The 26,487-nt window shown below is 70.1% G+C and carries 29 protein-coding genes; 21 read left to right on the top strand and 8 right to left on the bottom strand.

The window, feature by feature from the left end; genetic code table 11:
* The first annotated feature begins 52 nt into the window (after window positions 1–52).
* Window positions 53–541 (top strand): MarR family winged helix-turn-helix transcriptional regulator, encoded by a 489-nt coding sequence (locus B118_RS0127150; protein ID WP_018811175.1) that lies wholly within the window; start codon window positions 53–55, stop codon window positions 539–541.
* 93 nt (window positions 542–634) lie between these two features.
* Here B118_RS0127150 and B118_RS0127145 read toward each other — a convergent pair whose 3' ends face one another.
* Both B118_RS0127145 and B118_RS0127140 read right to left on the bottom strand, forming a co-directional pair.
* A complete protein-coding gene (locus tag B118_RS0127145; RefSeq protein WP_018223428.1) occupies window positions 635–1,462 on the bottom strand; it encodes an MBL fold metallo-hydrolase in 828 nt (275 codons plus the stop codon).
* On the bottom strand, window positions 1,459–1,851 hold the full coding sequence (locus B118_RS0127140; protein WP_018223429.1) for a thioesterase family protein: 393 nt from the start codon (window positions 1,849–1,851) through the stop codon (window positions 1,459–1,461). The genes B118_RS0127145 and B118_RS0127140 overlap by 4 nt, the downstream gene beginning before the upstream one ends.
* Before the next feature lie 117 nt (window positions 1,852–1,968).
* Between B118_RS0127140 and B118_RS0127135 the strand changes: the two genes are divergently transcribed.
* The gene (locus B118_RS0127135) at window positions 1,969–3,042 is read left to right on the top strand and encodes a phosphatase PAP2 family protein (protein WP_033669736.1); all 1,074 of its coding nucleotides are present in this window, start codon (window positions 1,969–1,971) and stop codon (window positions 3,040–3,042) included.
* Between the two features lie 36 nt (window positions 3,043–3,078).
* Here B118_RS0127135 and B118_RS0127130 read toward each other — a convergent pair whose 3' ends face one another.
* The 3 genes from B118_RS0127130 to B118_RS31460 are packed head-to-tail and all read right to left on the bottom strand — an operon-like array spanning window position 3,079 to window position 5,364.
* Window positions 3,079–4,572 carry a PH domain-containing protein gene (locus tag B118_RS0127130; protein ID WP_028188378.1) on the bottom strand — a complete coding sequence of 498 codons (1,494 nt, stop codon included), beginning with the start codon at window positions 4,570–4,572 and terminating at the stop codon, window positions 3,079–3,081.
* Window positions 4,569–5,117 (bottom strand): PH domain-containing protein, encoded by a 549-nt coding sequence (locus tag B118_RS0127125; protein ID WP_018223432.1) that lies wholly within the window; start codon window positions 5,115–5,117, stop codon window positions 4,569–4,571. Before B118_RS0127125 ends, B118_RS0127130 begins: the two co-directional genes overlap by 4 nt.
* Window positions 5,118–5,139: 22 nt before the next feature.
* Complete coding sequence (locus tag B118_RS31460) at window positions 5,140–5,364, bottom strand: hypothetical protein (RefSeq protein ID WP_080635216.1); 225 nt, start codon at window positions 5,362–5,364, stop codon at window positions 5,140–5,142.
* Window positions 5,365–5,604: 240 nt separating this feature from the next.
* Between B118_RS31460 and B118_RS0127120 the strand changes: the two genes are divergently transcribed.
* From B118_RS0127120 to B118_RS0127085, 7 genes are all read left to right on the top strand, one after another.
* Entirely contained in the window at window positions 5,605–6,720 is a 1,116-nt protein-coding gene (locus tag B118_RS0127120; protein ID WP_028193797.1) for an AAA family ATPase, read from the top strand.
* Window positions 6,699–7,718: a DUF58 domain-containing protein gene (locus B118_RS0127115; protein WP_028188380.1), complete on the top strand. Its 1,020-nt coding sequence runs from the start codon at window positions 6,699–6,701 to the stop codon at window positions 7,716–7,718. Before B118_RS0127120 ends, B118_RS0127115 begins: the two co-directional genes overlap by 22 nt.
* Entirely contained in the window at window positions 7,715–8,665 is a 951-nt protein-coding gene (locus tag B118_RS0127110; protein WP_028193796.1) for a VWA domain-containing protein, read from the top strand. Before B118_RS0127115 ends, B118_RS0127110 begins: the two co-directional genes overlap by 4 nt.
* A gap of 608 nt (window positions 8,666–9,273) precedes the next feature.
* Complete coding sequence (locus tag B118_RS0127100) at window positions 9,274–10,011, top strand: beta-ketoacyl-ACP reductase (RefSeq protein ID WP_018223436.1); 738 nt, start codon at window positions 9,274–9,276, stop codon at window positions 10,009–10,011.
* A gap of 14 nt (window positions 10,012–10,025) precedes the next feature.
* Window positions 10,026–10,793 carry an enoyl-ACP reductase FabI gene (fabI, locus tag B118_RS0127095; RefSeq protein WP_028193795.1) on the top strand — a complete coding sequence of 256 codons (768 nt, stop codon included), beginning with the start codon at window positions 10,026–10,028 and terminating at the stop codon, window positions 10,791–10,793.
* A 76-nt stretch (window positions 10,794–10,869) separates the two neighbouring features.
* Window positions 10,870–11,901: a ferrochelatase gene (locus B118_RS0127090; RefSeq protein ID WP_018223438.1), complete on the top strand. Its 1,032-nt coding sequence runs from the start codon at window positions 10,870–10,872 to the stop codon at window positions 11,899–11,901.
* Window positions 11,850–12,713: an HAD-IIA family hydrolase gene (locus B118_RS0127085; protein ID WP_018223439.1), complete on the top strand. Its 864-nt coding sequence runs from the start codon at window positions 11,850–11,852 to the stop codon at window positions 12,711–12,713. Before B118_RS0127090 ends, B118_RS0127085 begins: the two co-directional genes overlap by 52 nt.
* 64 nt (window positions 12,714–12,777) lie before the next feature.
* On the opposite strand, the gene B118_RS0127080 is transcribed toward B118_RS0127085, so the two are convergent.
* Window positions 12,778–13,572, bottom strand: a complete 795-nt coding sequence (locus B118_RS0127080) for a hypothetical protein (protein ID WP_018223440.1) — start codon at window positions 13,570–13,572, stop codon at window positions 12,778–12,780.
* A 116-nt stretch (window positions 13,573–13,688) separates the two neighbouring features.
* Between B118_RS0127080 and B118_RS0127075 the strand changes: the two genes are divergently transcribed.
* The 9 genes from B118_RS0127075 (at window position 13,689) to B118_RS0127035 (ending at window position 22,706) form a co-directional block, all read left to right on the top strand.
* Window positions 13,689–14,504, top strand: a complete 816-nt coding sequence (locus tag B118_RS0127075; protein ID WP_028193794.1) for a DUF3097 domain-containing protein — start codon at window positions 13,689–13,691, stop codon at window positions 14,502–14,504.
* A gap of 129 nt (window positions 14,505–14,633) precedes the next feature.
* A complete protein-coding gene (locus B118_RS0127070) occupies window positions 14,634–15,104 on the top strand; it encodes an NfeD family protein (RefSeq protein ID WP_018223442.1) in 471 nt (156 codons plus the stop codon).
* A gap of 2 nt (window positions 15,105–15,106) precedes the next feature.
* The gene (locus B118_RS0127065) at window positions 15,107–16,216 is read left to right on the top strand and encodes an SPFH domain-containing protein (RefSeq protein ID WP_026185825.1); all 1,110 of its coding nucleotides are present in this window, start codon (window positions 15,107–15,109) and stop codon (window positions 16,214–16,216) included.
* 160 nt (window positions 16,217–16,376) lie between these two features.
* Window positions 16,377–17,198, top strand: a complete 822-nt coding sequence (locus B118_RS0127060; RefSeq protein ID WP_028193793.1) for a hypothetical protein — start codon at window positions 16,377–16,379, stop codon at window positions 17,196–17,198.
* A gap of 172 nt (window positions 17,199–17,370) precedes the next feature.
* Entirely contained in the window at window positions 17,371–17,808 is a 438-nt protein-coding gene (locus tag B118_RS0127055; RefSeq protein ID WP_202902375.1) for a carboxymuconolactone decarboxylase family protein, read from the top strand.
* Between the two features lie 86 nt (window positions 17,809–17,894).
* Window positions 17,895–20,168, top strand: a complete 2,274-nt coding sequence (locus B118_RS0127050; protein ID WP_028193791.1) for a transglycosylase domain-containing protein — start codon at window positions 17,895–17,897, stop codon at window positions 20,166–20,168.
* A gap of 359 nt (window positions 20,169–20,527) precedes the next feature.
* On the top strand, window positions 20,528–20,707 hold the full coding sequence (gene rpmF / locus B118_RS0127045) for a 50S ribosomal protein L32 (protein ID WP_028193790.1): 180 nt from the start codon (window positions 20,528–20,530) through the stop codon (window positions 20,705–20,707).
* Window positions 20,704–21,936, top strand: a complete 1,233-nt coding sequence (locus B118_RS0127040) for a GTP-binding protein (protein WP_018223450.1) — start codon at window positions 20,704–20,706, stop codon at window positions 21,934–21,936. The genes rpmF and B118_RS0127040 overlap by 4 nt, the downstream gene beginning before the upstream one ends.
* Before the next feature lie 74 nt (window positions 21,937–22,010).
* The gene (locus B118_RS0127035; protein WP_027645994.1) at window positions 22,011–22,706 is read left to right on the top strand and encodes a VOC family protein; all 696 of its coding nucleotides are present in this window, start codon (window positions 22,011–22,013) and stop codon (window positions 22,704–22,706) included.
* Window positions 22,707–22,782: 76 nt separating this feature from the next.
* On the opposite strand, the gene B118_RS0127030 is transcribed toward B118_RS0127035, so the two are convergent.
* A complete protein-coding gene (locus B118_RS0127030; protein ID WP_033775056.1) occupies window positions 22,783–23,478 on the bottom strand; it encodes an SDR family oxidoreductase in 696 nt (231 codons plus the stop codon).
* Window positions 23,479–24,013: 535 nt separating this feature from the next.
* Here B118_RS0127030 and B118_RS32630 point away from each other — a divergent pair.
* The 3 genes from B118_RS32630 (at window position 24,014) to B118_RS0127015 (ending at window position 25,443) form a co-directional block, all read left to right on the top strand.
* Window positions 24,014–24,268: a hypothetical protein gene (locus B118_RS32630; RefSeq protein ID WP_028193789.1), complete on the top strand. Its 255-nt coding sequence runs from the start codon at window positions 24,014–24,016 to the stop codon at window positions 24,266–24,268.
* 225 nt (window positions 24,269–24,493) lie between these two features.
* Entirely contained in the window at window positions 24,494–25,261 is a 768-nt protein-coding gene (locus B118_RS0127020) for a DUF5753 domain-containing protein (protein ID WP_028185903.1), read from the top strand.
* Window positions 25,252–25,443, top strand: coding sequence for a DUF397 domain-containing protein (locus tag B118_RS0127015; RefSeq protein ID WP_018223455.1), 192 nt, complete (start codon window positions 25,252–25,254; stop codon window positions 25,441–25,443). Before B118_RS0127020 ends, B118_RS0127015 begins: the two co-directional genes overlap by 10 nt.
* Window positions 25,444–25,519: 76 nt before the next feature.
* Here the strand turns inward: B118_RS0127015 and B118_RS0127010 are convergent, their stop codons facing one another.
* Window positions 25,520–26,395: a hypothetical protein gene (locus tag B118_RS0127010; protein WP_028193788.1), complete on the bottom strand. Its 876-nt coding sequence runs from the start codon at window positions 26,393–26,395 to the stop codon at window positions 25,520–25,522.
* Window positions 26,396–26,487 lie beyond the last annotated feature (92 nt).

Genomic DNA, 26,487 nt, shown 5'->3' with positions numbered 1-26,487 from the left:
TGCCTGCCAACCGGGTAACCTTAGCTCTGTATCCAGAGTCTTTTGAGGTGAGGTGGGCGACACGGTGACGACCGATGACGTGCCGGCGCAGCCGGCGCCGTGCCTCGACCCCGCTTCGACGGCGGCGCTGGGCGCCGTCGTCGGCGAGCTGCACCGCCGACTGCGGCGCGCGGTGGCCCAGCACGCCAACTGCCTCCCATTGCCGGAGGCCCAGGTCGAGCTGCTCCTGCTGGTCCGGGCCAACCCCGATGTCAGCGTGAAGGATGCCGCCTGCCGCCTGCACGCGGCACCCAACACGGTGAGCACCCTCGTCCGGGACCTGGTGGCCGCCGGGCTGCTACACCGCGAGTGCGCTCCGGCCGACCGCCGTACCGCCCGGCTGCGCCTCACCGACGCCGCCCACGCTCGGATCGCCGATCACGAGCAGCAGCGCGCCGTCCTGCTCAGCGCCGCGGTGTCCCGCCTGTCCCCCGAGGCGCGCGCCACGGTCATGGCGGCCACCCCGCACCTGGCCCGCCTGGCAGACCTGCTGAACCCCTGACCCCGCGGGGAGCTCACCGGCCCGGCGGACCTGGCGGTGCGCCGGTCTTCCGGGTGCGGTGTGCCCGCCGGCAGCGCGGCCGGCCGGCGTGGATCAGAGCTCGCCGTTGAGTTCGGCGTAGCCGCGACGGGCGGCGATCAGCGCGGGGCGGGCACCGAAGGGTGCCTCGGCGGCCACCCGCTCTACCGGCGTCCGACCGGCGTGGCCAGCACGGATCTGCCAGGCCAGGTCGCTGAGCAGGCCGTGCTGGGCGTGCACGAACCCGTGGTCAACCAGGTCGCCGTGCCCCGGTACCACCACCGTGGTCGGGTTCGTCATCCGCAGAAGCTCGGCCACCGCCTCCGGCCACCGCAACGGGTACGAGTCCTCGAATGCCGGCGGGCCGCTCTGCTCCACGAGATCGCCGACGACGAGCACCTCCGCATCGGGTACGTGCACCACCAGATCCGCCGCGGTGTGTGCCCGACCCAGGTGCCGCAGGATGACCTGTCGGCCACCCACATCGAGCACCTCTCGCTCGCCCACCGGATGGGTCGGCGCCAGTACGGCAGTGCCGAGTAACTCCTCGGCGAGGCGGGGCTGCTCGCCGTGCATCTCCTCGTACGCTGCCCGGCGTAGCCGGTCCGGGTCGCGCAGTGCGGCGGCGGCCAGCTGGTGCGCGTACACCGGGCAGGGCGGATCGCCGGCCAGGGTGGCGTTGCCGAAACAGTGGTCGAAGTGGTGGTGTGTGTTCACCAGCACCCACGGGTGCGGGGTGACGGCCCGCGCCGCCCGCGCCAACTCCGCCGCCTGGCCGGCCGTGGAGAGGGTGTCCACCAGCAGGGCCGCACCGTCGCCGACGAGCAGCGTCACGTTGACCCGTAGCAGCGGCTCGCGTAACACATACACCCGGTCGGCGACTTCGCCGAAGCGGAGGGTCATGACGACCGCCCGGCTCGCCCGATGAAGCGCTGCCGGTCAACCACGAGCCGCTCCACCCGCCCCTCGGCGACGGTGGAGTCGCCCTCGGTGACGGAGATCGCAAAAATCAGCCGTCGACCGTCGACCTTCGTCAGCCGGGCCCGCGCCACCACGGTCCGGCCGACCGGGGTGGCGGCGCGGTGGTCCAACTCGATTCGGACTCCCACGGTCGTGGCGTCATCGGGCAGTTGGCGAGCGACCGCCACGACCGTCGCCGCCTCGGCCAGGGCGAGGATTCGCGGCGTGCCCAGGACCGGCACGTCGCCGGAGCCAATAGCCTGGGCGGTGTCGACCTCGGTGACAATCAGCTCCACCGAGGCGGTTGCGCCCGGGGAGAAGGGCTCCTGCATGGTCACCAGCCTATGGGTTGGATGGCGGGCCGGTCACGCTTGAGGCGAACCGCCCGGAAACGTCCGAAGGACCTCCTGCGTCCGCTGCTGCGCCGACCGTCGTTAACCTGGACCGTGATGTCTGCTCCAATCGACCCCCAACAGCCTGTCCGAACTGATCCGCCGGTGGTGCCCGACGGCGGGCGCCGTCGCGTGGTCATGATGTCGGTTTGGGCGGCTGCCTTCGTTCTCGGCTGGCTCGTCATCGGCCTGCCCACCGATCCGGCATACGCCTTCGTCTGGATCTGGGCGGCGACCATCGCCTGGAACTCCACCCGGCCGTGGCGCAGCCACCTGCGCTTCGCCCGGGACTGGCTGCCGGTGGTGTTGCTGCTCGTGCTCTACAACCTCTCTCGTGGCTTCGCCGACAACGGGGCGACCCCGCACGCCTACGAGCTGATCGTCGCCGACCGGGTGATGTTCGGCTGGGCCACCGGCGGCCAGGTGCCCACGGTCTGGTTGCAGCAGCACCTCTACCAGCCGGAAGTGCGCTGGTGGGACGCGTTGGTGAGTTGGGTCTACTTCTCCCACTTCGTGGTGGCGATGGCCGCTGCCGCGGTGCTCTGGATGCGGGACCGCCAGCGGTGGGCGGCGTTCATGCGTCGCTGGGCCTTCCTCTGCGCCAGCGGCCTGGTGACGTACTTCCTCTACCCCGCCGCACCACCATGGTGGGCGGCGCAGAACGGGTTGCTGGAGGAGGTGGCCCGGATCTCCACCCGGGGGTGGCAGGTCTTCGGGCTGCACGGCGCCGGGAATCTGCTCAACGCCGGTCAGCTCGCGTCGAACCCGGTCGCCGCGATGCCGTCGCTGCACACCGCGTTCGCCCTGTTCGTGGTGCTGTTCTTCCTGCGCGGGACGCGGAAGCGGTGGTGGCCGCTGCTGCTCGCGTACCCGCTGGCCATGACCTTCACCCTGGTCTACTCCGGGGAGCACTACGTGATCGACGTCCTGGTCGGTTGGGTGTACGTGGGGATGGCCTTCCTGGCGGTGGGGCTGGCCGAGCGATGGTGGGCGGCCCGGCGTGCCCGACGTGCCCCGGACCAACCGGTTGCGGCGGCGTCGGACCTCCGGGCGTCGGACTCTGCGGCGTCGGCCACCGCGGCGTCGGCTGATTCGCCGCCGGCGGATGAGGCGGTGGCCGCCGGCCGCTGATCGGCACCCAGCTTCGTCACCTGGAGCGGCGGCTCGCTACCGCGGCCGGCTGGCGCGGCGGGCCTGGTGCGCGCGGGCCGTCAGCTCGGCGGCCAGGGCCCACGCCTCGGTGACCGCTCGGTCGCGGGCGGCGGCCCCGGCGCCGCCGGCGGTGTCCGCGTGCACCGTCGCCAGCCCCAACCGCCGCTGCACCGGCCCCTGCACCACCCGTACGCTCTGGATCCTCGCGTACGGAACGACCACGACCTGGCGGGTGAGCAGGCCGGAGCGGACCGCGAACACCCGCTCGTGCAGCCCGGCGCCGAGCACCGGCTGACCCAACGGGTTGAGCCAGCGAGCCCGGGGTGGCGGTGCGGTCAGCGGCAGGTCGTCGAGGCGTACCCCGGGCAACACCTCCGCGAGGATCGCCTCGGCGACCGGTTGCCGGCCGACCGGGAGGAGCTGGTCTGGTCGGTTGCGCCCGTCGGCTTCCCCCGTCGAGTAGCCGGCCACCTCCAGCCGCAGCCGCAGCCAGCCCTTCGCCCGCCACAACAGCGGCCAGGTCGCACCGACCGTCTGTACCCGGTGTAGCGGCACGGTCTGCGCCCGGGTCTCCAGCAGACCGTTGCGGATCCGCAGGGTGTCGGCAGCACGAGCCAGCTGGAAGTTCCAGTCGTCGAGCACCCGGCGGATGGGCTGGAGCAGCACCCCGGCCATCGCGGTCAACGTGCTCGCCACCGCGACGAACGACCAGGAGTCGCCGGAGAGGAACTGCGTCGCCACGAAGGCCACCCCGAACGGGATCATGAAGGCCTGTGGGGTGAGTAGCTGGCTCAGTAACAGGTCCGTGTTCCGGACCGTGTGCAGTGGCTGGCCGGGCGGAGCCGCCTCCGGGCGGACCAGCGATGTGTCCGGTGCCGGGACGGCGGCCTCCGGTTGCGGCCCGGCCAGGGCGAGCAGCCGCTGTCGCAGGGCGGCGGCGTCCGCGACGCTCAGATACGCCAGTGGCGCCTCGGTCTTGCCACCCCCGACCACCTCAAGGCGCAGCTCCGCCAACCCGGTGAGCTGGGCGAGTAACGGTCGGACCACCTCCACGGCCTGGAGGCGCTCCAGCGGGATCGCCCGGGTGCGTCGCCAGAGCAGCCCCTCGTGCACCCGGAGCTCGCGGTCCACGACGTGATAGCCGGTGTTGTACCAGCTGACCACCGCGAGCACGGTGGCGCCGAGCGCCAGCACCACCGCCAGCACCACGAACCAGCCGACGCCGACCCGGGACAGCGTGGACCAGGAGAGCCCAGCGATCACCACGACCAGCGACTTGGCGCCATGTAGCGCGGGGGAGAGCGGATGTAGCCGCTGCCGGCGTTCGGCGCCGTGCGGCGGCACCGGTGGGGTGGGCGCGCCGGCCGGCGGGTACCAGTCGGGGTGTGGCGGCGCGGTGGGGGGATATCCGCCGGGGTGTGGCGGCGCGGCGGGGGGATACCAGCCGGGGTGCGGCTGTGGGACGGGTGGCCGGGTCTCCTCTGGATCTCGTGCGGCCGGCTCGCTCACAGGCCCTCCGCCCGGTCGCGGCCGAGCGCGGTGAGGCGGTCGCGGAGACGGGACGCCTCCGCCGGGCGTAGCCCCGGCACCCGGGCGTCGGTGGCCGCCGCCGCCGTGTGCAGTTGGACGGTAGCCAGGCTGAAGGCCCGCTCCAGCGGGCCGGCGCTGACATCAACGAACTGCATCCGCGAGTACGGGACGATGGTCAGCCGGCGCACCAGCAGACCGTGTCGGACCAGAAGGTCATCTTCGCGTTCGGCGTACCCCCACGCGCGTACGGCCCGGATGACGGTGACCGTCCGTAGCGCGGTCAGGAGGAGCACCCCGGCGAGGGCCACCCCGAACGCCCCCTGGCCGCTGACTGCCCACCCCACCGCCAGCCCGGCCAGCAGGATGACGATCAGCACGGCCAGTCGCAGCAGCTCAACCCAGATCAGGTCGGTGGAGACAGCCTGCCAGCGGACGGTTTCTGGCCAGGGTTCCAGCGGACCGGGGGGTGGGCCGGTCGGGGGTGGGGCAGCGGGCGGGAGCCCGGCCGGGCCGTCGCCGGTCACCGTGCGGTTCCGTTGTACGTGCTCACGAGTCGAGAGTAGGCGATTCGGCCGTCGGAACAACCTCGCGGAGGAAGCCCCGGGCGTCGAGGAAGTCGCCGAGCGTCACCCGGTGCTCAGGACAGGCGAGCCAGGTCTTACGTCGCGCCGCGTCGTGTAGCCGGGGGTTGTTCCACCGCAGCGCCCACTGGGCGGGGGCTGCACAGCCACGCGCTGAGCAGACCAGGGCGGGGGTTGCGGGGTTATCCATTCCCGCCAGTCTAGGCGGGCTCGCGGAGGAGTTTGAGCGCCGGGCGGCCACGGGGGGAGCCGCCCGGCGACGGGTGAATCGTACACGTCCCGTACCGATCGCTGTCCACCCCGCTGCTGGCGAGTTCGATGGATCGGACCGCGGGGCGGGAAACGGGGTTCGCGCTGCGGCGTACCACCACCGATCATGTCAGTCTTGTACCGCACCACGCCCGAGTACCGATCATGCTGTGGAGGACCGGTGGCCCAGCCGAGCACGCCCGACGCCAGGACCCCCGACGGGTCGAACCCGCCGGCCGCGCAGAGCACTCCGGCCGCGCAGAGCACTCCGGCCGCGGACGCCACCCTGCTGGAACAGGCGCTGTTCGAGGTCAAGCGGGTGATCGTCGGGCAGGACCGGATGATTGAGCGGATGGTCGTCGCGCTGCTGGCGCGGGGGCACTGCCTGCTGGAGGGGGTGCCGGGGGTGGCGAAGACGCTCGCCGTGGACACTCTCGCCACGGTGGTCGGTGGATCGTTCGGTCGGGTGCAGTTCACGCCGGACCTGGTGCCGGCGGACATCATGGGTACCCGGATCTACCGACAGTCGAGCGAGAAGTTCGATGTCGAACTGGGACCGGTGTTCGTCAACTTCCTGCTCGCCGACGAGATCAACCGGGCGCCCGCGAAGGTGCAGTCGGCGCTCCTGGAGGTGATGAGTGAGCGGCAGGTCTCGATCGGTGGCGAGACGCACCGGGTGCCGGATCCGTTCCTCGTGATGGCCACCCAGAACCCGATCGAGCAGGAGGGTGTCTACCCGCTGCCGGAGGCGCAGCGGGACCGGTTTCTCATGAAGATCGTCGTCGGCTACCCGACAGCCGCCGAGGAGCGGGAGATCGTGTACCGGATGGGCGTGACACCGCCGGAACCCGCCCCGGTGTTCACCACCGCCGACCTGGTCGCGCTGCAGCGTAAGGCGGACCAGGTCTTCGTGCACAATGCCCTGGTCGACTACGCGGTCCGGCTGGTGCTGGCCACCCGGACCCCCGCCGAGCACGGCATGCCCGACGTCGCCCAGCACATCCAGTACGGGGCGAGCCCGCGGGCCTCGCTCGGCCTGGTCCGCGCGACCCGGGCCCTGGCGCTGCTACGCGGTCGGGACTACGCGCTACCCCAGGACGTGCAGGACATCGCGCCCGACATCCTGCGGCACCGGCTGGTGCTGAGCTACGACGCGCTGGCCGACGAGGTGCCGGCCGACCACGTCGTCGGCCGGGTGATGGCGACGATCCCACTGCCCACGGTGGCGCCGCGCCAGCAGGCCAACCCAGCCCCGGCCGTGCCACCCGGCGCCGGGTGGCCTGGGCAGCAGTCGTGATCCCACCCGCCGGTCGGCCAACCGACGCGACCGGCCGCGACTCCGTCGATCCCACCGCCGGTAGGCGCACCGAGGCCACGTTGTCCCGGCTGCACCTGCTCGTCACCCGCAAGCTCGACGGTCTGCTCCAAGGTGACTACGTTGGCCTGCTACCCGGCCCGGGGAGCGAGGCGGGGGACTCGCGTGAATACCGCCCGGGCGACGACGTGCGGCGGATGGACTGGCCCGTCACGGCGCGTACCACGATGCCGCACGTGCGGCGCACGGTGGCGGACCGGGAACTGGAGACGTGGCTTGCGGTGGACCTCTCGGCCAGCCTCGACTTCGGCACCGGCCGCTGGCTCAAGCGGGACGTGGTGGTGGCCGCCGCCGCGGCGTTGGCACACCTGACCAGCCGGGGCGGCAACCGGATCGGCGCGGTGATCGGCACCGGGAGCGAGCCGGCCGCCGCCGGTCGGGATGCGCCGACGGCCGGGCCCGGCCGGTTTACCCAACTGCCCGCCCGCTCCGGGCGCCGGGAGGTGCAGGCCCTGGTCCGGGCCGTCGCCGGCACCGAGATCCGGCCTGGCCGTGGCGACCTCGGTGCCCTGGTTGACCGGTTGAACCGGCCGCCGCGGCGGCGTGGTGTGGCGGTCATCATCTCCGACTTCCTGGCGCCACCGGCCCAGTGGGCCCGGCCGCTGCGCAAGCTGCGGGTGCGCCACGACGTGCTGGCCATCGAGGTACTCGATCCGCGGGAGCTGGAACTGCCCGACGTGGGCGTTCTGCCGGTGGTTGACCCGGAGACCGGCGAACTGCATGAGGTACGGACGGGCGACCCGCGGCTGCGCCACCGCTACGCCGAGGCCGCTGCCGCCCAGCGCGCGGAGATCGCCGCGGCGCTCCGCGCCGGGGGCGCTGCCCACCTGAGACTGCGTACTGACCGAGACTGGCTGCTGGACATGGTGCGCTTCGTCGCCGCGCAGCGGCACACCCGCACCCGGGGGACGACACGATGATTCGTTTTCTACAGCCGTGGTGGCTCCTGGCCGTGCTCCCGGTGTTCGTCCTCGCCGGGCTGTACGTGTGGCGGCAGCTGCACCGCCGGGCGTACGCGCTGCGGTTCACGAATGTGGAGCTGCTGCGTACGATCGCGCCGAAGGGCCTCGGGTGGCGTCGGCACGTACCGGCGACCGCGTTCCTCCTCTGTCTGCTGGTGCTCGCCACGGCGCTGGCCCGGCCGTCGATCGACACCCGGCAGCCCCTGGAACGGGCCACCATCATGCTCGCTGTCGACGTCTCCCTGTCCATGCAGGCCGACGATGTGGCTCCGAACCGGCTGGCGGCGGCCCAGGAGGCGGCACAGCAGTTCATCGCCGAACTGCCGGCCAGCTACAACCTGGGGCTGGTCTCGTTCGCGAAGGCGGCCAACCTGCTGGTGCCGCCGACGAAGGACCGACAGGCCGTGGTCACCGCCGTCAACGGCTTGGCGCTGGCCGAGTCGACGGCGACGGGGGAGGCGGTCTTCACCTGTCTGGAGGCGATCCGTTCGGTGCCGGCTGACGGCGCGGCGGGGATTCCGCCGGCCCGGATCGTGTTGCTCTCCGACGGTTATCGCACGTCGGGTCGGTCGGTGGAGGAGGCCGCCGCGGCGGCACAGGCCGCGAATGTCGCCGTCTCCACTATCGCCTTCGGGACCGACGGCGGCCAGGTCGACATCGGGGGCCAACGCCAACGGGTGCCGGTGGATCGGCTCGCCCTGGCGGATCTGGCGGCGACGACCGACGGGTACTTCTACGAGGCGGCCTCGGTGCGCGAGCTGAAGCAGGTCTACCAGGGCATGGGCTCGTCAATCGGATTCCGGACCGAACCGCGCGAGGTCACCCAGTGGTACGCCGGGGTGGCGCTGCTGCTGGCGCTCTGCGCCGGGGCGACCAGTCTGTTGTGGTCGTCCCGGATTGTCTGAGGCCGTCGCTGGCGGGGTCCGGAACAAACGGGGATTCGGTGGCGGTCAGTGACCACCGCCGGCCAGGACGAAGAGGACGGCCACCCAGACCGCGGCCAGGGTGAAGCCCAGGGGGGCGACGTAACGGCTCATGGGAGTTGGCTCCGGTGGCGACTGGGCGCGGGCGTCGAGGCCCGCGGGAGGGTGGTCAGAACGCGCACACAAAGTCGTGGCCGGCAGCTCCGATCGTCCACCGGTGCTCGGTCCGGCGGTGGGCCGGCGTCCGGTGGCGTGCGGGAGCGGGTCTGTCAGCCGTGCTTATGGGACTCAGCGGGGCTGACGGTCGGCCCGGCCACGACTCGGAGGATCGCTATCTCGCACAGCGATCACCTCCAGCGGTTGGCGGGGCCCAGGGGCTGCGAGTCGTCGGGCGAGCTCGCAAAACGGCGCCATCGTACACCCTGGTCGGTGGGGCATCGAAGTGGGCCGGGGCGGGGTGACGGTCGCCGGGTGGTTGCGGTGGTTTCGCCTTGTCGGTGGCGGCCGGCGCCGTGGCGCGTTAGCGCTTACCTGCCGGTAACCCCTAGGCTCCGACGCGACGTGGAGATCTTCCGAGCTGAGGGGGAATCGTGGCCCGTACCGTGTTGGTGACCGGGGGTAACCGCGGTATTGGTCTGGCGATCGCTCAGGCCTTCGTCAAGCAGGGTGACCAGGTGGCGGTGACCTACCGGAGCGGGACGGCGCCCGGCGCCGACGCGGCCGACCCGGGGACCGACGCCGGCCGCCTCTTCGGCGTCCGCTGCGACGTGACGGATTCCGACTCGGTGGACGCGGCGTTCACCGCCGTCGAGGCGGAGCTCGGCCCGGTCGAGGTGCTGGTGGCCAACGCCGGCATCACCGATGACACGCTGCTGCTGCGCATGTCCGAAGAACAGTTCACCGGGGTGCTGGACACCAACCTGACCGGCGCGTTCCGCTGCGCCAAGCGCGCCTCGACCAAGATGCTCCGGGCGCGCTGGGGACGGATGATCTTCATTTCGTCGGTGGTCGGGCTCTACGGCAGCCCGGGCCAGGTCAACTACGCCGCCAGTAAGGCCGGCCTGGTCGGCGTCGCCCGCTCCATCACGCGAGAGCTGGGGAGTCGCAACATCACCGCGAACGTGGTGGCACCCGGCTACGTCGAAACCGACATGACCGCCGCGCTACCCGAGGACCGCAAGACCGAGTACCGCAAGGCCATCCCGGCGGGCCGCTTCGCCGCCACGGACGAGGTGGCCGGCGCCGTCACCTGGCTGGCGGGGGACTCCGCCGGCTACATCAGCGGCGCGGTCATCCCGGTCGACGGTGGCCTCGGCATGGGGCACTGAGAGGAGACATCGACATGTCAGGACTGCTCGCCGGTAAACGGCTGCTGGTCACCGGCGTCATCACCGACGCCTCGATCGCCTTCTCGGTGGCGCGGCTCGCGCAGGAGAACGGCGCACAGGTGGTACTCACCGGCTACGGTCGGCTCTCCCTGGTCGAGCGGATCGCCAAGCGGCTACCCGAGCCAGCCCCGGTAATCGAACTGGACGTGACCAACCGTGACCACCTCGCCGGGCTCGGTGACCAGGTCCGGGAGCACGTCGACGGCCTCGACGGGATCGTCCACTCCATCGGCTTCGCCCCGCAGAGCTGCCTCGGCGGCGGCTTCCTCGACGCGCCGTGGGAGGACGTCGCGACGGCCGTGCACGTCTCGACCTACTCGTACCAGGCCCTCGCCACCGCGGCGCTGCCGCTGATGGCCCCGGGAAGCTCGGTGGTCGGGCTCACCTTCGACGCCACCAAGGCGTGGCCGGTCTACGACTGGATGGGCGTGGCCAAGGCCGGCCTCGAATCCGCCAGCCGCTACCTGGCGCTGCACCTGGGCCCGAAGGGCATCCGCAGCAACCTGGTCGCGGCCGGGCCACTGCGTACCGTCGCCGCGAAGTCGATCCCCGGCTTCGAGCAGTTTGAGGACGCCTGGTCGGTGCGCGCGCCGTTGGGCTGGAACCTCACCGACTCCGAGCCGGCCGCCCGGGCCTGCCTGGCGCTGCTCTCCGACTGGTTTCCGGCGACCACCGGCGAGATCGTCCACGTCGATGGCGGCTACCACGCGATCGGCGCCTGACCTGGCCGACGGCCCCCGCGGGCTACGCCGCGGGGGCCGTCGTCTGGTTACCGAGCCACCGGGGAAGAATGGGGCCATGGCGTACGACGCGGTGGTGCTGGTTTCTTTCGGCGGGCCCGAGCGGCCCGAGGACGTAATGCCGTTCCTGCAGAACGTGACCCGGGGCCGGGGTGTGCCGCCGGAGCGGCTGGCCGAGGTCGCCGAGCACTACCAGCACTTCGGCGGGGTGTCGCCGATCAATCAGCAGTGTCGGGAACTACTCGCCGCGATTCGGGACGACTTCGCCGCCAACGGTGTTGACCTGCCGGTCTACTGGGGCAACCGGAACTGGGACCCGATGCTCGCCGACACCGTGGCGCAGATGCGCGACGACGGGGTCGAGCGGGCCCTGGCCTTCGTGACCAGCGCCCTCGGCGGCTACTCCTCCTGCCGGCAGTACCAGGAGGACATCGCCGCCGCGAGGGCGGCGGTCGGCGCGGACGCTCCGGTGATCGAGAAGCTCCGTCAGTTCTGGGACCACCCCGGGTTCGTCGAGCCGCACGTCGATGCGGTGCGCACGGCGTTGGCCCAGCTGGACCCGGCACGGCGGGACAGCACCCGGATCGTCTTCACCGCCCACTCGGTCCCCACCGCCGCGGCGGCAGCGGCCGGCCCGCACGGCGGCCGGTACGAGGCCCAGTTGGCGGAGACCGCTCGGTTGGTGCACGCCGCCGCTGCCCCCGACCTGGCCTACGACCTGGTATGGCAGAGTCGTTCCGGGCCCCCGCAGGTACCCTGGCTGGAGCCGGACGTCAACGACCACCTCGCCGAGCTGCCCGGGCAGGGCGTCACCGGGGTGGTGGTCAGCCCGATCGGGTTCGTCTCCGACCACCTTGAGGTGGTGTGGGACCTGGACACCGAAGCCCGGGAGACCGCCAAGCAGCTCGGCCTGGACTTCGTCCGGGCCGCCACGCCGGGCACCGATTCCCGGTTCGTGGCGATGGTGCGCGAACTGGTCCGGGAGCGCACCGATCCGGCTGGCGCGACGCTGCGCCGGCGCCTCGGCGACCTGCCGATGTGGGATACCTGCCCGACAGTCTGCTGCGTTCCGGCCCGCCGCCCCTCCTGACCGCTTCGGCGGCCCGACACCAGGGATCCGAGATGAATGATCGCAAGCCTGTCCAGAGCTGGCTCACCGACATGGACGGGGTGCTGGTGCACGAGGGGCAGCCGGTGCCCGGCGCGCCGGAGTTCATCGCCCGACTGCGCTCCTCCGGCCGGCCGTTCCTGGTGTTGACCAACAACTCCATCTACACGCCGCGCGATCTACAGGCCCGGTTGGTTCGGATGGGGCTGGACGTGCCGGAGTCCGCGATCTGGTCGTCCGCGTTGGCCACCGCGCAGTTCCTGGCCGATCAGCGGCCGGGTGGCACCGCGTACGTGATCGGGGAGGCCGGGCTGACCACGGCGCTGCACGCGGTCGGCTACGTGCTCAGCGACTTCGCGCCCGACTACGTGGTGTTGGGGGAGACCCGTACCTACAGCTTCGAGGCGATCACCAAGGCGATCCGGCTGATCAACGATGGGGCCCGCTTCATCTGCACGAACCCGGACGTGACCGGGCCGTCGATGGAGGGCGCGCTGCCCGCCGCCGGTTCGGTGGCCGCGATGGTGTCGAAGGCGACAGGCGTGGAGCCGTACTTCGTCGGGAAGCCGAACCCGATGATGATGCGGTCGGCGTTGAACACGATTGACGCGCACTCCGAGTCAACGGCGATGATCGGCGACCGGATGGACACCGACATTCTCTGCGGGCTGGAGGCGGGGTTGGAGACGATCCTGGTACTCACCGGCATCAGCAGCCGGACGGAGGCCGAGCGCTACCCGTACCGGCCGTCGCGGATCGTGAACTCGGTGGCCGACCTGCTCGACGAGATCTAACGGCGAGGGTGGCGGTCGGCCGGTGCGGCGACCTCCGGGGCCCGGCTGCCCGCTGCCGGGGCCGCTACGGGCGTAGCGGGGCGTTGCAGGCGGCGGCCAGCGCCTGCCGACAGGCGCTGGTCAACGGGCGCAGCGCCGCGTCGCGCTGCTGGGCCTCGTAGTTGTTGACTGCGCCCCCTGGGGCGGCCTGCCCCGCCAGGGCGAGCACCCGGTCCAGCACGGCGGCCCGGGCGAAGAGCCGGCGGGCGCGGGGGTCGAAGCCCGGTGGCAGGTCGGTGGTGCCGTCGGGGCGGCGCAGCGCCTCCAACGCCCCGGCCAGCTCCGGCCGCCACTGAGCCACGTCGAGCCGGGTCAGGGTGGCGGTGGTCTCGGCGAGAGCGGCGGCCAACTCCGCCTCGGCCTCTGCCGCCCCGGGGAGGGCGAGCGATGCGGCCGCCGCATCGGCCGGCAGCGGGTAGCTCCGCCACAGCACGGTCTCGAAGACGTCCCCGGAGCCGGAGGTGTGGGTGCGCAGCTGCGGGACCAGGCCAAGTGAACCGGCGATCACTCCCTCGCCGGCGAGCAGCGCGGCACCGGCGAAGTCACCCGGGCCGGGCAGCCCGCGCGGGTCACCGGGCGCGGGCAGCACCAGGCGGATCACGTCGGGCGAGAGCTTGGCGAGCGTGGGCAGGGCCGCGGGTAGGGGGATATCGGTCCAGGTCCCGGGTGCGTCGGCGACCAGATGCTCCTCGTCGCCGGCGATGGCATCGGCGACCTCGTCGAACGGCACCAGCCCGGCACGCCACGCGCGTACCCAGGCAACGAACCGGCTGGACCGGCGTGGCGCGAGGGTGGCTGCGCCAGCGGCGGGGGTGGACATGCCGAAAGGGTACGTCCTCCTGCCCGCCTCTGTCTCGGCTGCCGCACCAGCCGTCCCGCACCCCGGCCGGCGTGCCGGGTCGGCGGTGGGGACCCGCTGGGGCTAGCTTGATCGGCATGGCAGGGCGTTACGACCATGACGTGTTGGCGGGGGACTGGCGGCGGCGCCGGGGCATCCCGGAGGTGGCCGCGGAGCTTGACCTGGTGGTCGAGGACGCCGACTCGGGGTTCTGCGGCGCGGTGGTCGGGTTTGAGGCCGGCGGGGTGCTGCTCGAGGACCGGCACCGACGGCGGCGTACCTTTCCCCTGCTACCGGCGGCGTTCCTGCTTGATGGGGAGCCGGTGACGCTGCGTCGCCCCTCCCGTCCGACGGTACCGGCGGCTCGGCGGCGGACCGCCTCCGGCTCGATCGCCGTCGACAACGTCCGCGCCCAGGTGGCGAAGGCGAGCCGGATCTGGGTGGAGGGGGTGCACGACGCCGCGTTGGTGGAGCGGATCTGGGGCGACGACCTGCGCATCGAGGGTGTGGTGGTGGAGCCGCTGGACGGGATAGACGATCTCGACGCCCGGGTACGCGATTTCGCCCCCGGTCCGGGCCGGCGGCTCGGCGTACTTGTTGATCATCTCGTCCCCGGTTCCAAGGAGAGCCGGTTGGTGGCCCGGGTGACCTCGCCGCATGTGCTGGTGACCGGGCATCCCTACGTGGACGTGTGGCAGGCGGTACGGCCGGCCGTACTGAACATCTCGGCCTGGCCGGTGGTGCCGCCCGGGCAGCCCTGGAAGGAGGGGGTCTGCGCGGCGCTCGGTGTGGCCGAACCCGCCGAGCTGTGGCGGCGGATTCTGTCCCGGGTGAACTCCTTTGCCGATGTTGAGACGCCGTTGATTAACTCAATGGAGCGGTTGATCGATTTTGTCACCGAACCGGCGGGTTGAGCCAGGGCTCAGCCGCTGAGTCTGGTGGTGCTGAGCCCTGGTTGGCGTCGACCCGACCGGGGAGCGTGCGAACCTGCCGCACCAGATGTCGATTCGATGACACGTGCACCGGCATGTCACGATCGTGGGGTGGACGCGGTGCTGTGGATTGTGGCCGGGGCGGTGCTCGCCATCGCCGAGATTTTTACGACGACGCTGTTCCTGATTATGTTTTCGGTCGGGGCCTTCGCGGCGGCCGGCGCGGCGGCACTCGGGGCTCCCCTGGAGATTCAGGCGGTCGTCTTCGCCGTGGTCTCGGCGTTGACTGTGTTGGGTGCGCGGCCGATGTTGCGGCGACGGTTTAACCTGACCCCGAAAGATGGCTCATCGTTCGGGGTCGGGGCGATCGAAGGGAGCGCGGCTCTTGTGCTGGAGCGGGTTGACGCCGAGAACGGTCTGGTGAAGATCGACGGCGAGTTGTGGCAGGCCCGCTCGTATGACGCGACCCAAGTCTTCGCGCCGGGTGACCGGGTGCAGGTGATCCAGGTGCGCGGCGCCACGGTCCAGGTGTGGCGAGATGACGTTTCCCGCCCCGGTGAACTACCTGAAATGAAAAGGTGAACATGGACACTATTGTGCCAATCCTCCTGATAGCCCTGGCGGTTATCGGCGTGGTGACCCTGTTCCAGGCGGTGCGGATCGTGCCGCAGCAGCGTGAGGACGTGGTGGAGCGGCTCGGTCGATACCGACGTACGCTGAAGCCGGGGCCCAATCTGCTGTTGCCTTTCATTGATTCGGTGCGCACCAAGGTCGACATGCGGGAACAGGTGGTTGTCTTCCCGCCGCAGCCGGTGATTACCTCGGATAACCTGGTTGTTTCGATAGATACGGTGCTCTACTTCAAGGTGGTCGACTCAGTTCGGGCTACCTATGAGATTGAGGACTTCCTGCACGCCATTGAAGAGATCACCGTGACGACGGTGCGTAATGTTATCGGCTCCCTCGACCTGGAGCGGGCTCTGACCAGCCGGGAGGAGGTCAACCGGCACCTCTCCGGCGTGCTGGATGAGACCACCGGTCGGTGGGGAATCAAGGTAACCCGGGTGGAGATCAAGGCGATCGAGCCGCCGCCGAGCATCCGGGACTCGATGGAGAAGCAGATGCGCGCCGAGCGGGACCGGCGGGCCGCGATCCTCAACGCGGAGGGGCACAAGGAGTCGCAGATCCTCACCGCCGAGGGTGAGAAGCAGGCGGCGGTGCTGCGCGCCGACGGTAACCGGCAGGCCCGCATCCTTGAGGCCGAGGGGCAGGCGAAGGCGGTTCGTACCGTGTTTGACGCCATCCACCAGGCGAATCCGAGCCAGAAGGTGCTCGCCTACCAGTACCTGCAGGCCCTGCCGCAGATCGCCAACGGCTCCGCCAACAAGGTCTGGATCGTCCCGGCGGAGCTGACCAAGGCGCTGGAGGGCATGGGAGGCGCGCTGGGGGGGTTGAGCCAGATGGCCGGTGACTCGCCGTTGCCGGAGGCGTCCGACGGGGTCAGCCAGGTCGAGCGGGAGGCCGAGGAAGCCGCGCGGGTCGCTGCGGACACCGCGCGGCAGATCCACGACGAGGTTCGCGTCGCTGAGGCGCAGGCATCCGGAGGCGAAACTCCGGCGGAGTTGCCCGCACCCGAGCCAGTCCCGGCGGAGGGCTCACCCGACGATGCCACCGACCAGCGCCGGCGGGGCTGAGCACCAGCGCCAGCAGGACTGAGCACCAGCGCAAGCGATAACACGAGAACACCTCATGGGGCGCTCCGGTGCCTGCCACCATCGGTCATAGGGCGGGTGGTGACCAGGTTTCGGGGCGCCTCGGCGCGTCCCGCACCGCTCGGGCGGAGCGAGGTGACAGATGAAGAAGGCGGACAGGCGACGCCGCTCCTCGGCGTCGGAAGCCGGGACGCACGATCCGGTCGCGCCACTGGGTACCCGCCGTACCGGTGGCGGCTTCGCGGTGTTGCCGTTCATCGGGGAACCGCCGCTACGGTTGCCGGCTACCGACGCGACCTGGGCGTGGTCGATCCGTCGGCTGGCCCGCGCGGCGGTGTGGCTGCTACCCGCGTACGCGATCCTCTACGGGATCGTTTCGATGGCGAGCGACCGGGGCATCGGCAACGCGCCGTACCCGACCGATGGCCGCCCGCTCTTCCTGGTCAGCTGGCTGCTGGCGATCTGGTTGGGGCTGCTCGCGGTACTCGCGCTGACTGGTCTGCTGGCGGCGACCCGGAGTCGACGAGCCGCGGTGATCGGGCTCCTGTTCAGTATCGCGGGCCTGGTGTTGATGTTGCCGTTCGCCGGCTTGGCCGCGCAGACGCCGGTCTTCGGCACCACCGCCCGGGTCCTGGTTCTGGTCGGCTCCGGCTGCTACAGCGTGGGTTGGCTGGCGACCGGCTGGGCGGTCGCCCGTTCCGGCATGTTCAGCATGGGCGACGGCGTGATGTTGATGATCGCGGCGCCGCTGCTCGGCCTGGCGGGTTCGCTGCTTGGTTCGTTGCAGACCTTCGGCGCGATCTTCGCGCTGATCGCCGGCATCGGCATTGGCTACCGCTCCGGCCGCCTGCTGCCCCGGGACATCATTCGCGACGTCACCAATGCCAGCCTTCCCACGTCCGTGCCGGCGGCGCCCGCCGCCGGTGGCCCGGCCGGGACCGGCGGACCGTTGGCCGCGGGCTGACCTGTCTCGGCCCGGATCACCACGGGGCTGGCAGGTCTGTCGTCGGGCTAGTTTCAGACACGTCGGTACCCTCCCCGGTTCTACTCCCGCATGGTTGGTGACAGTCCCCTGGGTCCGAAGGGACCCACGTCACTGCTGACAGCGATGAGGGAGCACACCGATGGAAGCGCGCATGCCAAGTCTGACCGGTCCCGACGTGATGACAGCGGTCCAGCATCTCGGTCAGGCGATCCACACCGGGGGCGTCGCCCCGGGCCTGCTGTCCCTGATTCACCTGCGGATCAGCCAAATCAATAGTTGCAGCCCGTGTGTGTTCGGCGCGATTCGGTCGGCGCGGGAGGCGGGGGAGACAGCGGAGCGGCTGCACAACGTGACCGCCTGGCGCGACACGCCCTTCTACACCGAGGCGGAGCGGGCGGCCTTCGCCCTGGCGGAGGCGGCCACCCGAATCCAGGACGGGGCACCGGGCGTGACCGACCAGATTTGGGACGACGCCACCGAACATTTCACCGAGGAGCAACTGGGTGCGATAACCCTCCAGATCGCACTGGCCAACTTCTTTAATCGCATTAACCACACTATTCGGGAGCAAGCTGGTAAAACATGGTGAAGAGGGTGAGGTGTCGTCCCTTGCCTGGTATGTCCGCCTGACCGGCCTCCCGAGCGGTTACACCGGGAATTAGCTGGCAGTAGCCGGTGAATTGGCTGACAGTCGTCGTTCAGGCTGGCCGGTCTGCGCATTTCCTGGCAATCCTGGACGCCATGGCCCTGCCCCGTACGCCGCTGTCTCGGCTGTTCACCGTGCTGCTCGCCGGCCTGCTCGCTGGTCTTGTCCTGGCGGTCACCGTGCTGCCGGGCAATTTGCTGCTCGGGTTCGCGGCCCGGTCGGCGCTCGGGAGCTACTCGTCGCTGCCGGACGTGCTGCGGACCCCGGCCACCCCACAGCGCTCCTACCTCTACGCCAACGACGGCACGACGCTGATCGCGAGCTTCTACGACGTCAACCGCACCGACGTGGGGCTGGCCGAGATCGCGCCGTCGCTGCAGGCGGCGATCGTGGCGGCCGAGGACCGCCGCTTCTACGACCACGGCGGCGTGGACCTGCGGGGGATGGCCCGGGCCCTGGTCGCCAACGTGACCGGCGGCGAGACCTCGCAGGGCGGCTCGACCCTGACCATGCAGTACGTCCGCAACGTACTCAAGACCGACCCCGGGCTGACGGCCGAGGAGCGCGCCGCCGCCACCGAGCAGACCGTCGAACGCAAACTTCAGGAAATCCGGTACGCCAACGCGCTCGAGCAGCAGCTCAGCAAGGACGAGATCCTCAACCGCTACCTGAACATCGCCTACTTCGGCGCCGGCGCGTACGGCGTCTCGGCGGCCAGCCAGCGGTACTTCGCCAAGACCCCGGCGGAGCTGACCCTCAGCGAGTCGGCGCTGCTCGCCGGCCTGGTGCAGTCGCCCGAGGCGTACAACCCGATCGACGGCGACCAGGAGGCGGCGCTGAACCGGCGGGCGTACGTGCTCGACGCGATGGTCGCCACCGGCGAGATCACCGCTGCCGAGGCCGCCACCGCGAAGGTGGAGCCGCTGACGTTGCGCCCCACCTCCCAGCCCAACGGCTGCACCGCACCGTCCGGTGACGCGGACGACTGGGGCTTCTTCTGCGACTACGTACGCCAGTGGTGGCTCACCCAGCCCGCCTTCGGGGAGACCATCGAGGAGCGGGAGCAGGCGCTGCGCCGGGGCGGCTACACGGTGGTCACCTCGCTGGACCCGGAGCTGCAGGCGACGGCGCAGCAGCAGGTCACCAGCGTCTACGGGTACGACAACGAGCGGGCGCTGCCGCTCGCGGCGGTGGAGCCCGGCACCGGCCGGGTGCTCGCGATGGCGGTGAACCGGCACTACAGCCTGGCGGAGAACCCGGCCGGGCAGCCGAACTACCCGAACACGGTGAACCCGCTCATCTCTGGCGGCGGCAGCATCGCCGGCTACCAGGCCGGTTCGACCTTCAAGCTGTTCACCATGCTCGCCGCCCTGGAGGCGGGGATGCCCCTCGCCACCGGCTTCGACGCGCCCAGCCAGTTGCCCACCCGGTACCCGGCCGAGGGCGACGCGAGCTGCGACGGACGCTGGTGCCCGAGCAACGCCAACCCGGCGTGGATGGACGGCTACCGGATGATGTGGGACGGCTTCGGCCGTTCGGTGAACACGTACTTCGTCTGGCTCTCCGAGCAGGTCGGCCCGGAGAAGGTGGTGGAGATGGCGCAGCGCCTCGGCATCACCTTCCGGTCCGACGCGGACGCGGCGTTCGCCGAGAACAACGCCGAGAACTGGGGTTCGTTCACCCTCGGTGTGGCCGCCGCCACCCCACTGGACCTGGCCAACGCGTACGCCACCGTCGCGGCCGAGGGGACGTACTGCGAGCCGCTGCCGGTGGTCTCGGTGACCGCGCCGGACGGCTCGGCGGTGCCGGTCGCACCCTCCTGCGAGCGGGTGCTCGACGCGGAGGTGGCGCGGGCCGCCACCGACGCCGCCCGCTGCCCGGTCGGCCAGCAGTCCTCGACCAACCAGTGCAACGGCGGCACCGCCACCTCGGTGAACCAGATCCTGGGTGGTCGGCCGGTCGCCGGCAAGACCGGCAGCTCAGAGGGGAACGCCACGGAGAGCTTCGTCGGCTTCACCCCGCAGATCGCGGTCGCCGGCATCGCCGCGAACCCCGACGACACCACCGACGCGGTCGGCAGTGCGGTGCAGGCGCAGGTGATCGACGCGGTCGCTGAGGTGATCTCCACCGCCGTGCAGGGGCAGCCGGAGCAGGCGTTCGTCGCGCCCAGCCGGGAACTGGTCGGTGATCCGCGCCGCCCGGTCGAACGGCCTGAGCCGGACCGTGGGCGGCCGGAGCCCGGCGACGACCGTGACCCGTTCGGCGAGTTGCGCCGCTGGCTCGACCGGCTGAACCGTAGCTGATCATCAGCGGGCATCGATCGTCAACGCGGGTTGATCCGCAACCGCACGGGTGGTGCCGCCGGCGCCGCGCCAGCTTCGGCGTCAAACGATGATCACGAACTTGGGCTCGGGGTGCCGCATCAGCCGACCGGTAGCGGGTGGTAACCCGGCCCCCGTCGAGGCCGGGGGAGTCTGGCATGCCGACGGGCTGCCCCGTTCGCCGTTCACCGCTCGCCGTGCGCCGTTCGAGGACATGACCTGCCGTAGCGCGATGATCGCCGTGGTGTCCCACCTCACGTCGGAGGGCAGAACCAGCAGCTATGGAAACGACAACCGTTACCGATAGGCTCTGGTGCGACCTGTCGAAGAAGGAGGTCGTCATGGCCGTTCCGAAGCGGAAGATGTCGCGGTCGAACACCCGGCACCGGCGGGCGCAGTGGAAGGCGAGCGTGCCGCAGTTGACCCCCTGCCCCTGTCCACGCGAGGAGATGGTGGTGCCGCACCGGGCCTGCACGCACTGCGGCCTGTACAAGGGGCGCCCAGTGGTGGATACGCCGTGAGTGACCGGCTGCCGGTGACGGTGCTGTCGGGGTTCCTCGGGGCCGGCAAGACCAGCCTGCTCAATCATGTCCTGGCCAACCGCGACGGACTGCGGGTAGCGGTGATCGTCAACGACATGAGTGAGATCAACATTGACGCCGCGTTGGTCCGCGACGGCGGTGCGTTGTCGCGTACCGAAGAGCGGCTGGTGGAGCTGACAAATGGCTGCATCTGCTGCACGCTGCGCGACGACCTGCTCGACGAGGTGGCGCGGCTGGCGCGCCTGGGCCGGTTCGACTATCTGCTGATCGAGTCCAGTGGGATCTCCGAACCGATGCCGGTGGCCGCCACGTTCGCCTTCGGCGTGGAGGCCGGACAGATCCTGGACGACCTGGCCCGGTTGGACACCACGGTCACTGTGGTCGATGCCGCTGGTCTGCTGGCTCGGATCGAGGCGGGGGAGACGCTTGAGTCGCGCGGCCTGGCCGCGTACGAGGGGGACGACCGGAGCATCGCCGACCTGCTGGTTGACCAGATCGAGTTCGCCGATGTGCTGGTGGTGAACAAGACCGATCTGTTGGCCCCGGAGGACCTGACGGTCGTGGAGGCTCTGCTGACCCGACTCAACCCGGCCGCCCGTCAGGTCCGGGCCATGCACGGCCGGGTACCACCAGCAATGATCCTCAATACCGGCTGGTTCGACCTGGAGCGGGCGGAGACCACGCCCGGTTGGGTGGCTGAGCTCAACGGTGAGCACGTGCCGGAGACCGAGGAATACGGCATCTCCAGCATCGTGTTCCGCGACCACCGGCCGTTCCACCCGCAGCGCCTGTGGGAGCTGCTCGCCGACGGCTTGGACACCTTCGGGGTGGTGCGATCGAAAGGGTTCCTGTGGCTGGCCAGCCGGCCGGACGTGATGGCCCTCTGGTCGCAGGCCGGTGCGTCCGGGCGGTGCGACCCGGCGGGCGTGCCGATCGCGGTGTCTGGGGAGTGGCCGGAGGACCCGGTCGAACGGGCGGACCTGGAGTCTCGCTGGCATCCGGTGTTCGGTGACCGGCAGCAGGAGTTGGTCCTCATTGGCGTCAATCTGGACAGCGAAGGGCTGCGGGCTGCCCTGACCGCCTGCCTGCTCACCGATTCGGAGGTCGCCGCCGGGGAATCCTGGTGGCGGGCACTGCCCGACCCGTTTCCCGAGTGGGATCTGGGTGACCTGCACGAACACGAACACGCCGAGCCGGTCCAGGCCTAGGTCAAGTCGGCGATGGTCACCCTAGTTCGTAACCATGTTGTCCGAGTCCTAACCGTTACTTCGTAGGGAATCGCATGCGTTGCAGCCACATCCTGCACCGGGTGGATGACATCCACGCCGCTGTGCGAGCGTTCCAGCAGGTCGGGTTCACGGTCGTGTACGGTCGGCGGCCCGACCGTAGTTCGAATGCGCTGATCTGGTTCGAGGAGGGTCCGTTTATTGAGCTGGTTCGGGTTCCGCGGCTGTCTCTACCGCTACGGTGGGCGGTCCAGTTGTACGGCGGCCGCGGCCTGCGGCGGCGGGTGGAACGGTGGGCCGGACAGGACCATTCGTGGATCGATGTGTCTGTCGAGACCGACGACGAGTCGATCGGTGCCGAACGGGATCGGCTCGTCGCCGCGGGCGTGCCGATGAGCCGGATTCTGAACATGCGCAGGGCGACCCCGGACGGCGTCACCCTGCGCTGGCAGCTCGCCGTGCCACAGGACCCGAGCCTGCCGTTCGCCATGTCCGCCTACCGGCCGTCAGCCCGGCCGGAGCGGGTCGTGCACGCCAACGGAGCCACCGCGGTCGCGCGCGTTCACGTCGCGGTCCCAGCGGCCACCCGCGCGGCCTGGCAGTCACTCCTCGACGGTACGGACCCGTGGATCCGGTTGGCGGACGGCGACGGCGACGATGGCGTCCGGCTGGTCGAGCTGTCGGGTCTGACCGCGCCCCTGGATCTGAAGTCCATCGGTGGGCTGCCGCTACAGCCGGTCGACTCGCCATGACCACGCTCGGTGGGGGCCGCTCCACGTGGTGCCGGGCGCTGTAACCCGAGGTGCGGGTGGAACCAGCTATCTCCCGTCACGAGCCAGGAACGGCCACGGACACGTCGGTGATCTCCATGTCAGGGGGCGACATGAGCGCTGCCAGCACGGTCCGGGCTACGCTGCGCGGCTGGATATACGCCTGCGCCACGTACTCGGCGCCCTCCTGCCGATGGATGGCTCGCTGCATCTCGGTGGCTGTCCTGCCGGGGTAAACGCTTGTCACGCGAACTCCGTGGGGGCCCTCCTCCGCGCGCAACGCCTGCGCGAGTGCGCGGGCCGCGTGCTTGCTTGCGGAGTATGCGCCCCACCCGGGGCTGGTGCGAAGGCCCTGACCGGAGTTGACAAAGACCACCTGGCCGCGCGCGGTCCGGAGCGCGGGCAACAGACAACGGGTGAGCTCAGCTGGGCCTGCCACGTTGACTTTGTACTGTTCCATCCAACTGTTGGTCTCGGAGTCGGCGATGGAGCCCAGCTGGGCCAGACCGGCGCTGTGCACGAGACCATCGATGGGGCTGTCTCTGGCGGCCAGCGCGGATCCGTGAGCGGCGATGCCCTCCACGTCAAGCAAATCGAGCACAAGGGTCTCGCATCCGCCCAGTCGCCCGGCCGCTGCGTCGAGACGCCCGCGGTGGCTACCCACCAAGACCAGTTGATGCCCCTGCTCATGCAGCAGCTCCGCGACGGCTCCGCCGATGCCGCCAGTGGCCCCGGTAATCACATATCTGCCCATCAGGCCTCCGTCAGCCGAAGAGGTGGTAGCGGTCGAGTCACCCTCCGCCATCCGGGCCGCGATCTCGCGTGGCATCGTCCTTCGGAGAATTGATCGGCGTATGCGTCACGGAGGGGTATGTGGCCAGAACCTACCTCAGCGATGGTGAGACGGTAGAGCCCAGCCGTCCTTTCCTCCGGTGTTCCCGCGCTGTTGCTGATCGCCCAGCGCTCCGGCTTTGTCTGCCCGGAGCTCACCGCCCGCCGGCAGGTCCTCGGTGTCTGGGTGGTGGCGGCGGTACTCAACGGAGAGGGCTACCCGACGATGTCGGTGTCAGCGGTCCCACCTGCGGTGGCGGCGGCCAGGCGGATTTCGGGAGCCCGGTGGCTGTTCCTGACCCTCGGGTCGAGCCGCGTGTCTACCCGCAGAATGGCTACGCGGTGACGTTCTGGACCTACTACGAACCGGTGGCATCCGCAGTGGTCTCCCCGGTGGACTACGCGAGTGCGCTGCACCGGCTGCACGCCGGCATGCGTATGTTGGCGACAAAGGGTGGGTGCTGTTTATTGACTTGGAGACGTGCTGCCGGGGACCGGTCGAATTCGACCTCGCCCATGCACCCGAGGAAGTCGGCGAACACTATCCCGGTGTCGACATAGTTTTGCTCCGCGAGTGCCGGATCCTGGTGCTGGCGATGATCACCGCATGGCGTTGGGATCGAGCGGATCGACTTCCCAATGGACGCCAGCTCGACGCGAATTGGCTTCGCCAGCTGCGCACAGCGCTCGACAGTCTCGACAATCTCGACTGACCGGCCGACGGTTCTACTCTCATCGGTCATCCTCGCCTTCGCGTTCTGGATCGAACTGTCCACACCCATTCCGGGTACGGATGCCCCTTCCGCGCCTCCGCCGGAATTTGGGTCTTCCCCCAACGCGCCTCCATGACGCACACTCTGTCAACACGCCACGGGATGAAGACACAGCATTTGTGCACGTTGTTGGGACGTCCGAGAACATCCTTGAATGGAGGCAGGATGAACTATGCATTGCAGCGGGCCATGGTGGAGGCGGGGGAGACCGCGGAGAGCCTGGCTGCCCAGACCGGTGTCGACCCGAAAACTGCGGCGCGTTGGATTACGCCGGGACGTGTTCCGCGGCCCCGTCGCCGCCTGCAGGTGGCCACCATCCTCGGTCGGGAGGTCGAGGAGCTTTGGCCGGATGTCGTCAAACGTCGCGAGCCGGAGTGGTTGCGGGAATGGGTTGACTGGGAGCGTGAAGCGGTCGCGGTGCGCTGGTTCGAGCACACCTGGATTCCCGGCCTGCTCCAAACGGAGGACTACGCCCGCGCGACCCTCGCCGGCGAGGCACTGACCCCGGGCGAGGTCGACGAGCTCGTCGCCTCCCGGATCAGTCGACAGGCCATCCTCCGCACCGAACGCCCCCCGCTGCTGACCGCCGTCATCTTCGAGGGAGTGCTCTACCAGTCGGCCTACGGCGACCGCCGGCTGATGCGCGAACAGCTTGAGTTTCTCGCCGAGCGCGCCACCGACGACACGGTGCAGGTCCACCTGGTGCCCAAGGACATCGGGATGTATCCGGGGCTCGGCGGCGGCTTCATCCTCGCCGAACTGCCCGAGGTCGAGCACGTCGCCCACGTCGACAGTCAGGCGCCCGCGCAGATCCTCCGACAGGCCGCCGACGTTGCTACCCTGAGCCGAAGGTGGGAGCGCATCAGGGGCGAATCCCTCCCCCGAGCTTCCTCCTTGGAGCTGATCAGAGAAGCGGCGGGATCATGGACTTGACCGGTGCGCGATGGCGCAAAAGCAGCAAGAGCGGCAACAACGGTGGCTCGTGCGTTGAGGTCGCCGACAATCTCCCCGGCGTCGTCGGCGTCCGGGACTCCAAGGACCCGGCCGGGCCGGCGCTGGTCTTCGGCCCGGCGGCGTGGCGGGCCTTCGTCACCCGACTCCCCGACGGCAGCTGACCGACCCGACAGCGACGCGCCCGCCCCGAGGGGCGGGCGCGTCGTTTCTGGAACCGGTGTCACCGGTCAATGGGGGTCACGGGTTGTGGGTCACCTCGAAGCCCGCACCATAGATGTCAGCGGGGTCGGCGGCGTCCCGAGCGCGAAGGTCGGCGAGGATGTTGGCGGAGCTGGTGTATTGGTACCACGGAATCTGCAGGCCCTTTCCCTTGGTGATGCCAGCCCACGGCCCTTCGGCCTGGAATCCGTTCTCCTCGGACGGGTAGGCGCTGCCCGGTACGTGCCAGATCGTCGGACCCCCCGAGTCGCCTGCCTGGTGTTGGGCCCAGGACCGGTAGATGCCGTCCGTATTATGAGTAATGCCGGCATACCAGACGCCAAGCTGGCCCGAGACGATGATGTCATTGCTGCTGAGCCGCCCGGCACCGAGGAGCCGTTCGTTATCCAGCGCGGGGCTCAACGCGTTCGGGCTGGCAGTGCCGCCCGGGACCTCCACTTCACCCGTCTGTTTCAGGTGCGGGCCCTGCGCGGAGAGGGTCACCTCCGGGACTAGTTCGATGATCATATAGTCCTTGGTCAGGTGGCCCGTAGCCGAGCCCTCCGGGTCTTTGAAGTAGCGAATATGACCAATCGGGCCGAAGGCCGGGTCCTGTCGATGGTAGACGGGAGCGATGTTCTCGTGGATCTCGCGATCGGCGTAATCCGGGTCGCTAATACAGTGACCGGCCGAGATTGCGATCTTTCGGCCGTAGTCGTCGGTGCCCACCGCGCCGATCGTGCAGAAATTGTCGGGCGCAGTTGGGCTGAAGATGATCTGCATCGCGTTGTGGACGCGCTTTTCTGGCACCGCACTGGCGGTGCCAACACCGAGGGTGCTGCCGAGTAGCAGCCCCACGGAAACTGCACCCAGCCATCGAACTAGCATTCGTCGGCCGAATGGGATGACTCTCATGTGGACCTCCTTGTGTTGAGTGCCATTCCACCGTACGACACAGGCTGTTGGTGGAAATTAATTGCAAGATTGCTCACGATTGGCTAGCCATT

It is taken from the genome of Salinispora pacifica CNR114 (genome assembly GCF_000514775.1).
GTDB classification, from domain to species: Bacteria; Actinomycetota; Actinomycetes; order Mycobacteriales; family Micromonosporaceae; genus Micromonospora; species Micromonospora pacifica.
Note: the sequence above shows the minus strand (reverse complement) of the source record. Positions and strands in the feature narration are given on the sequence as shown.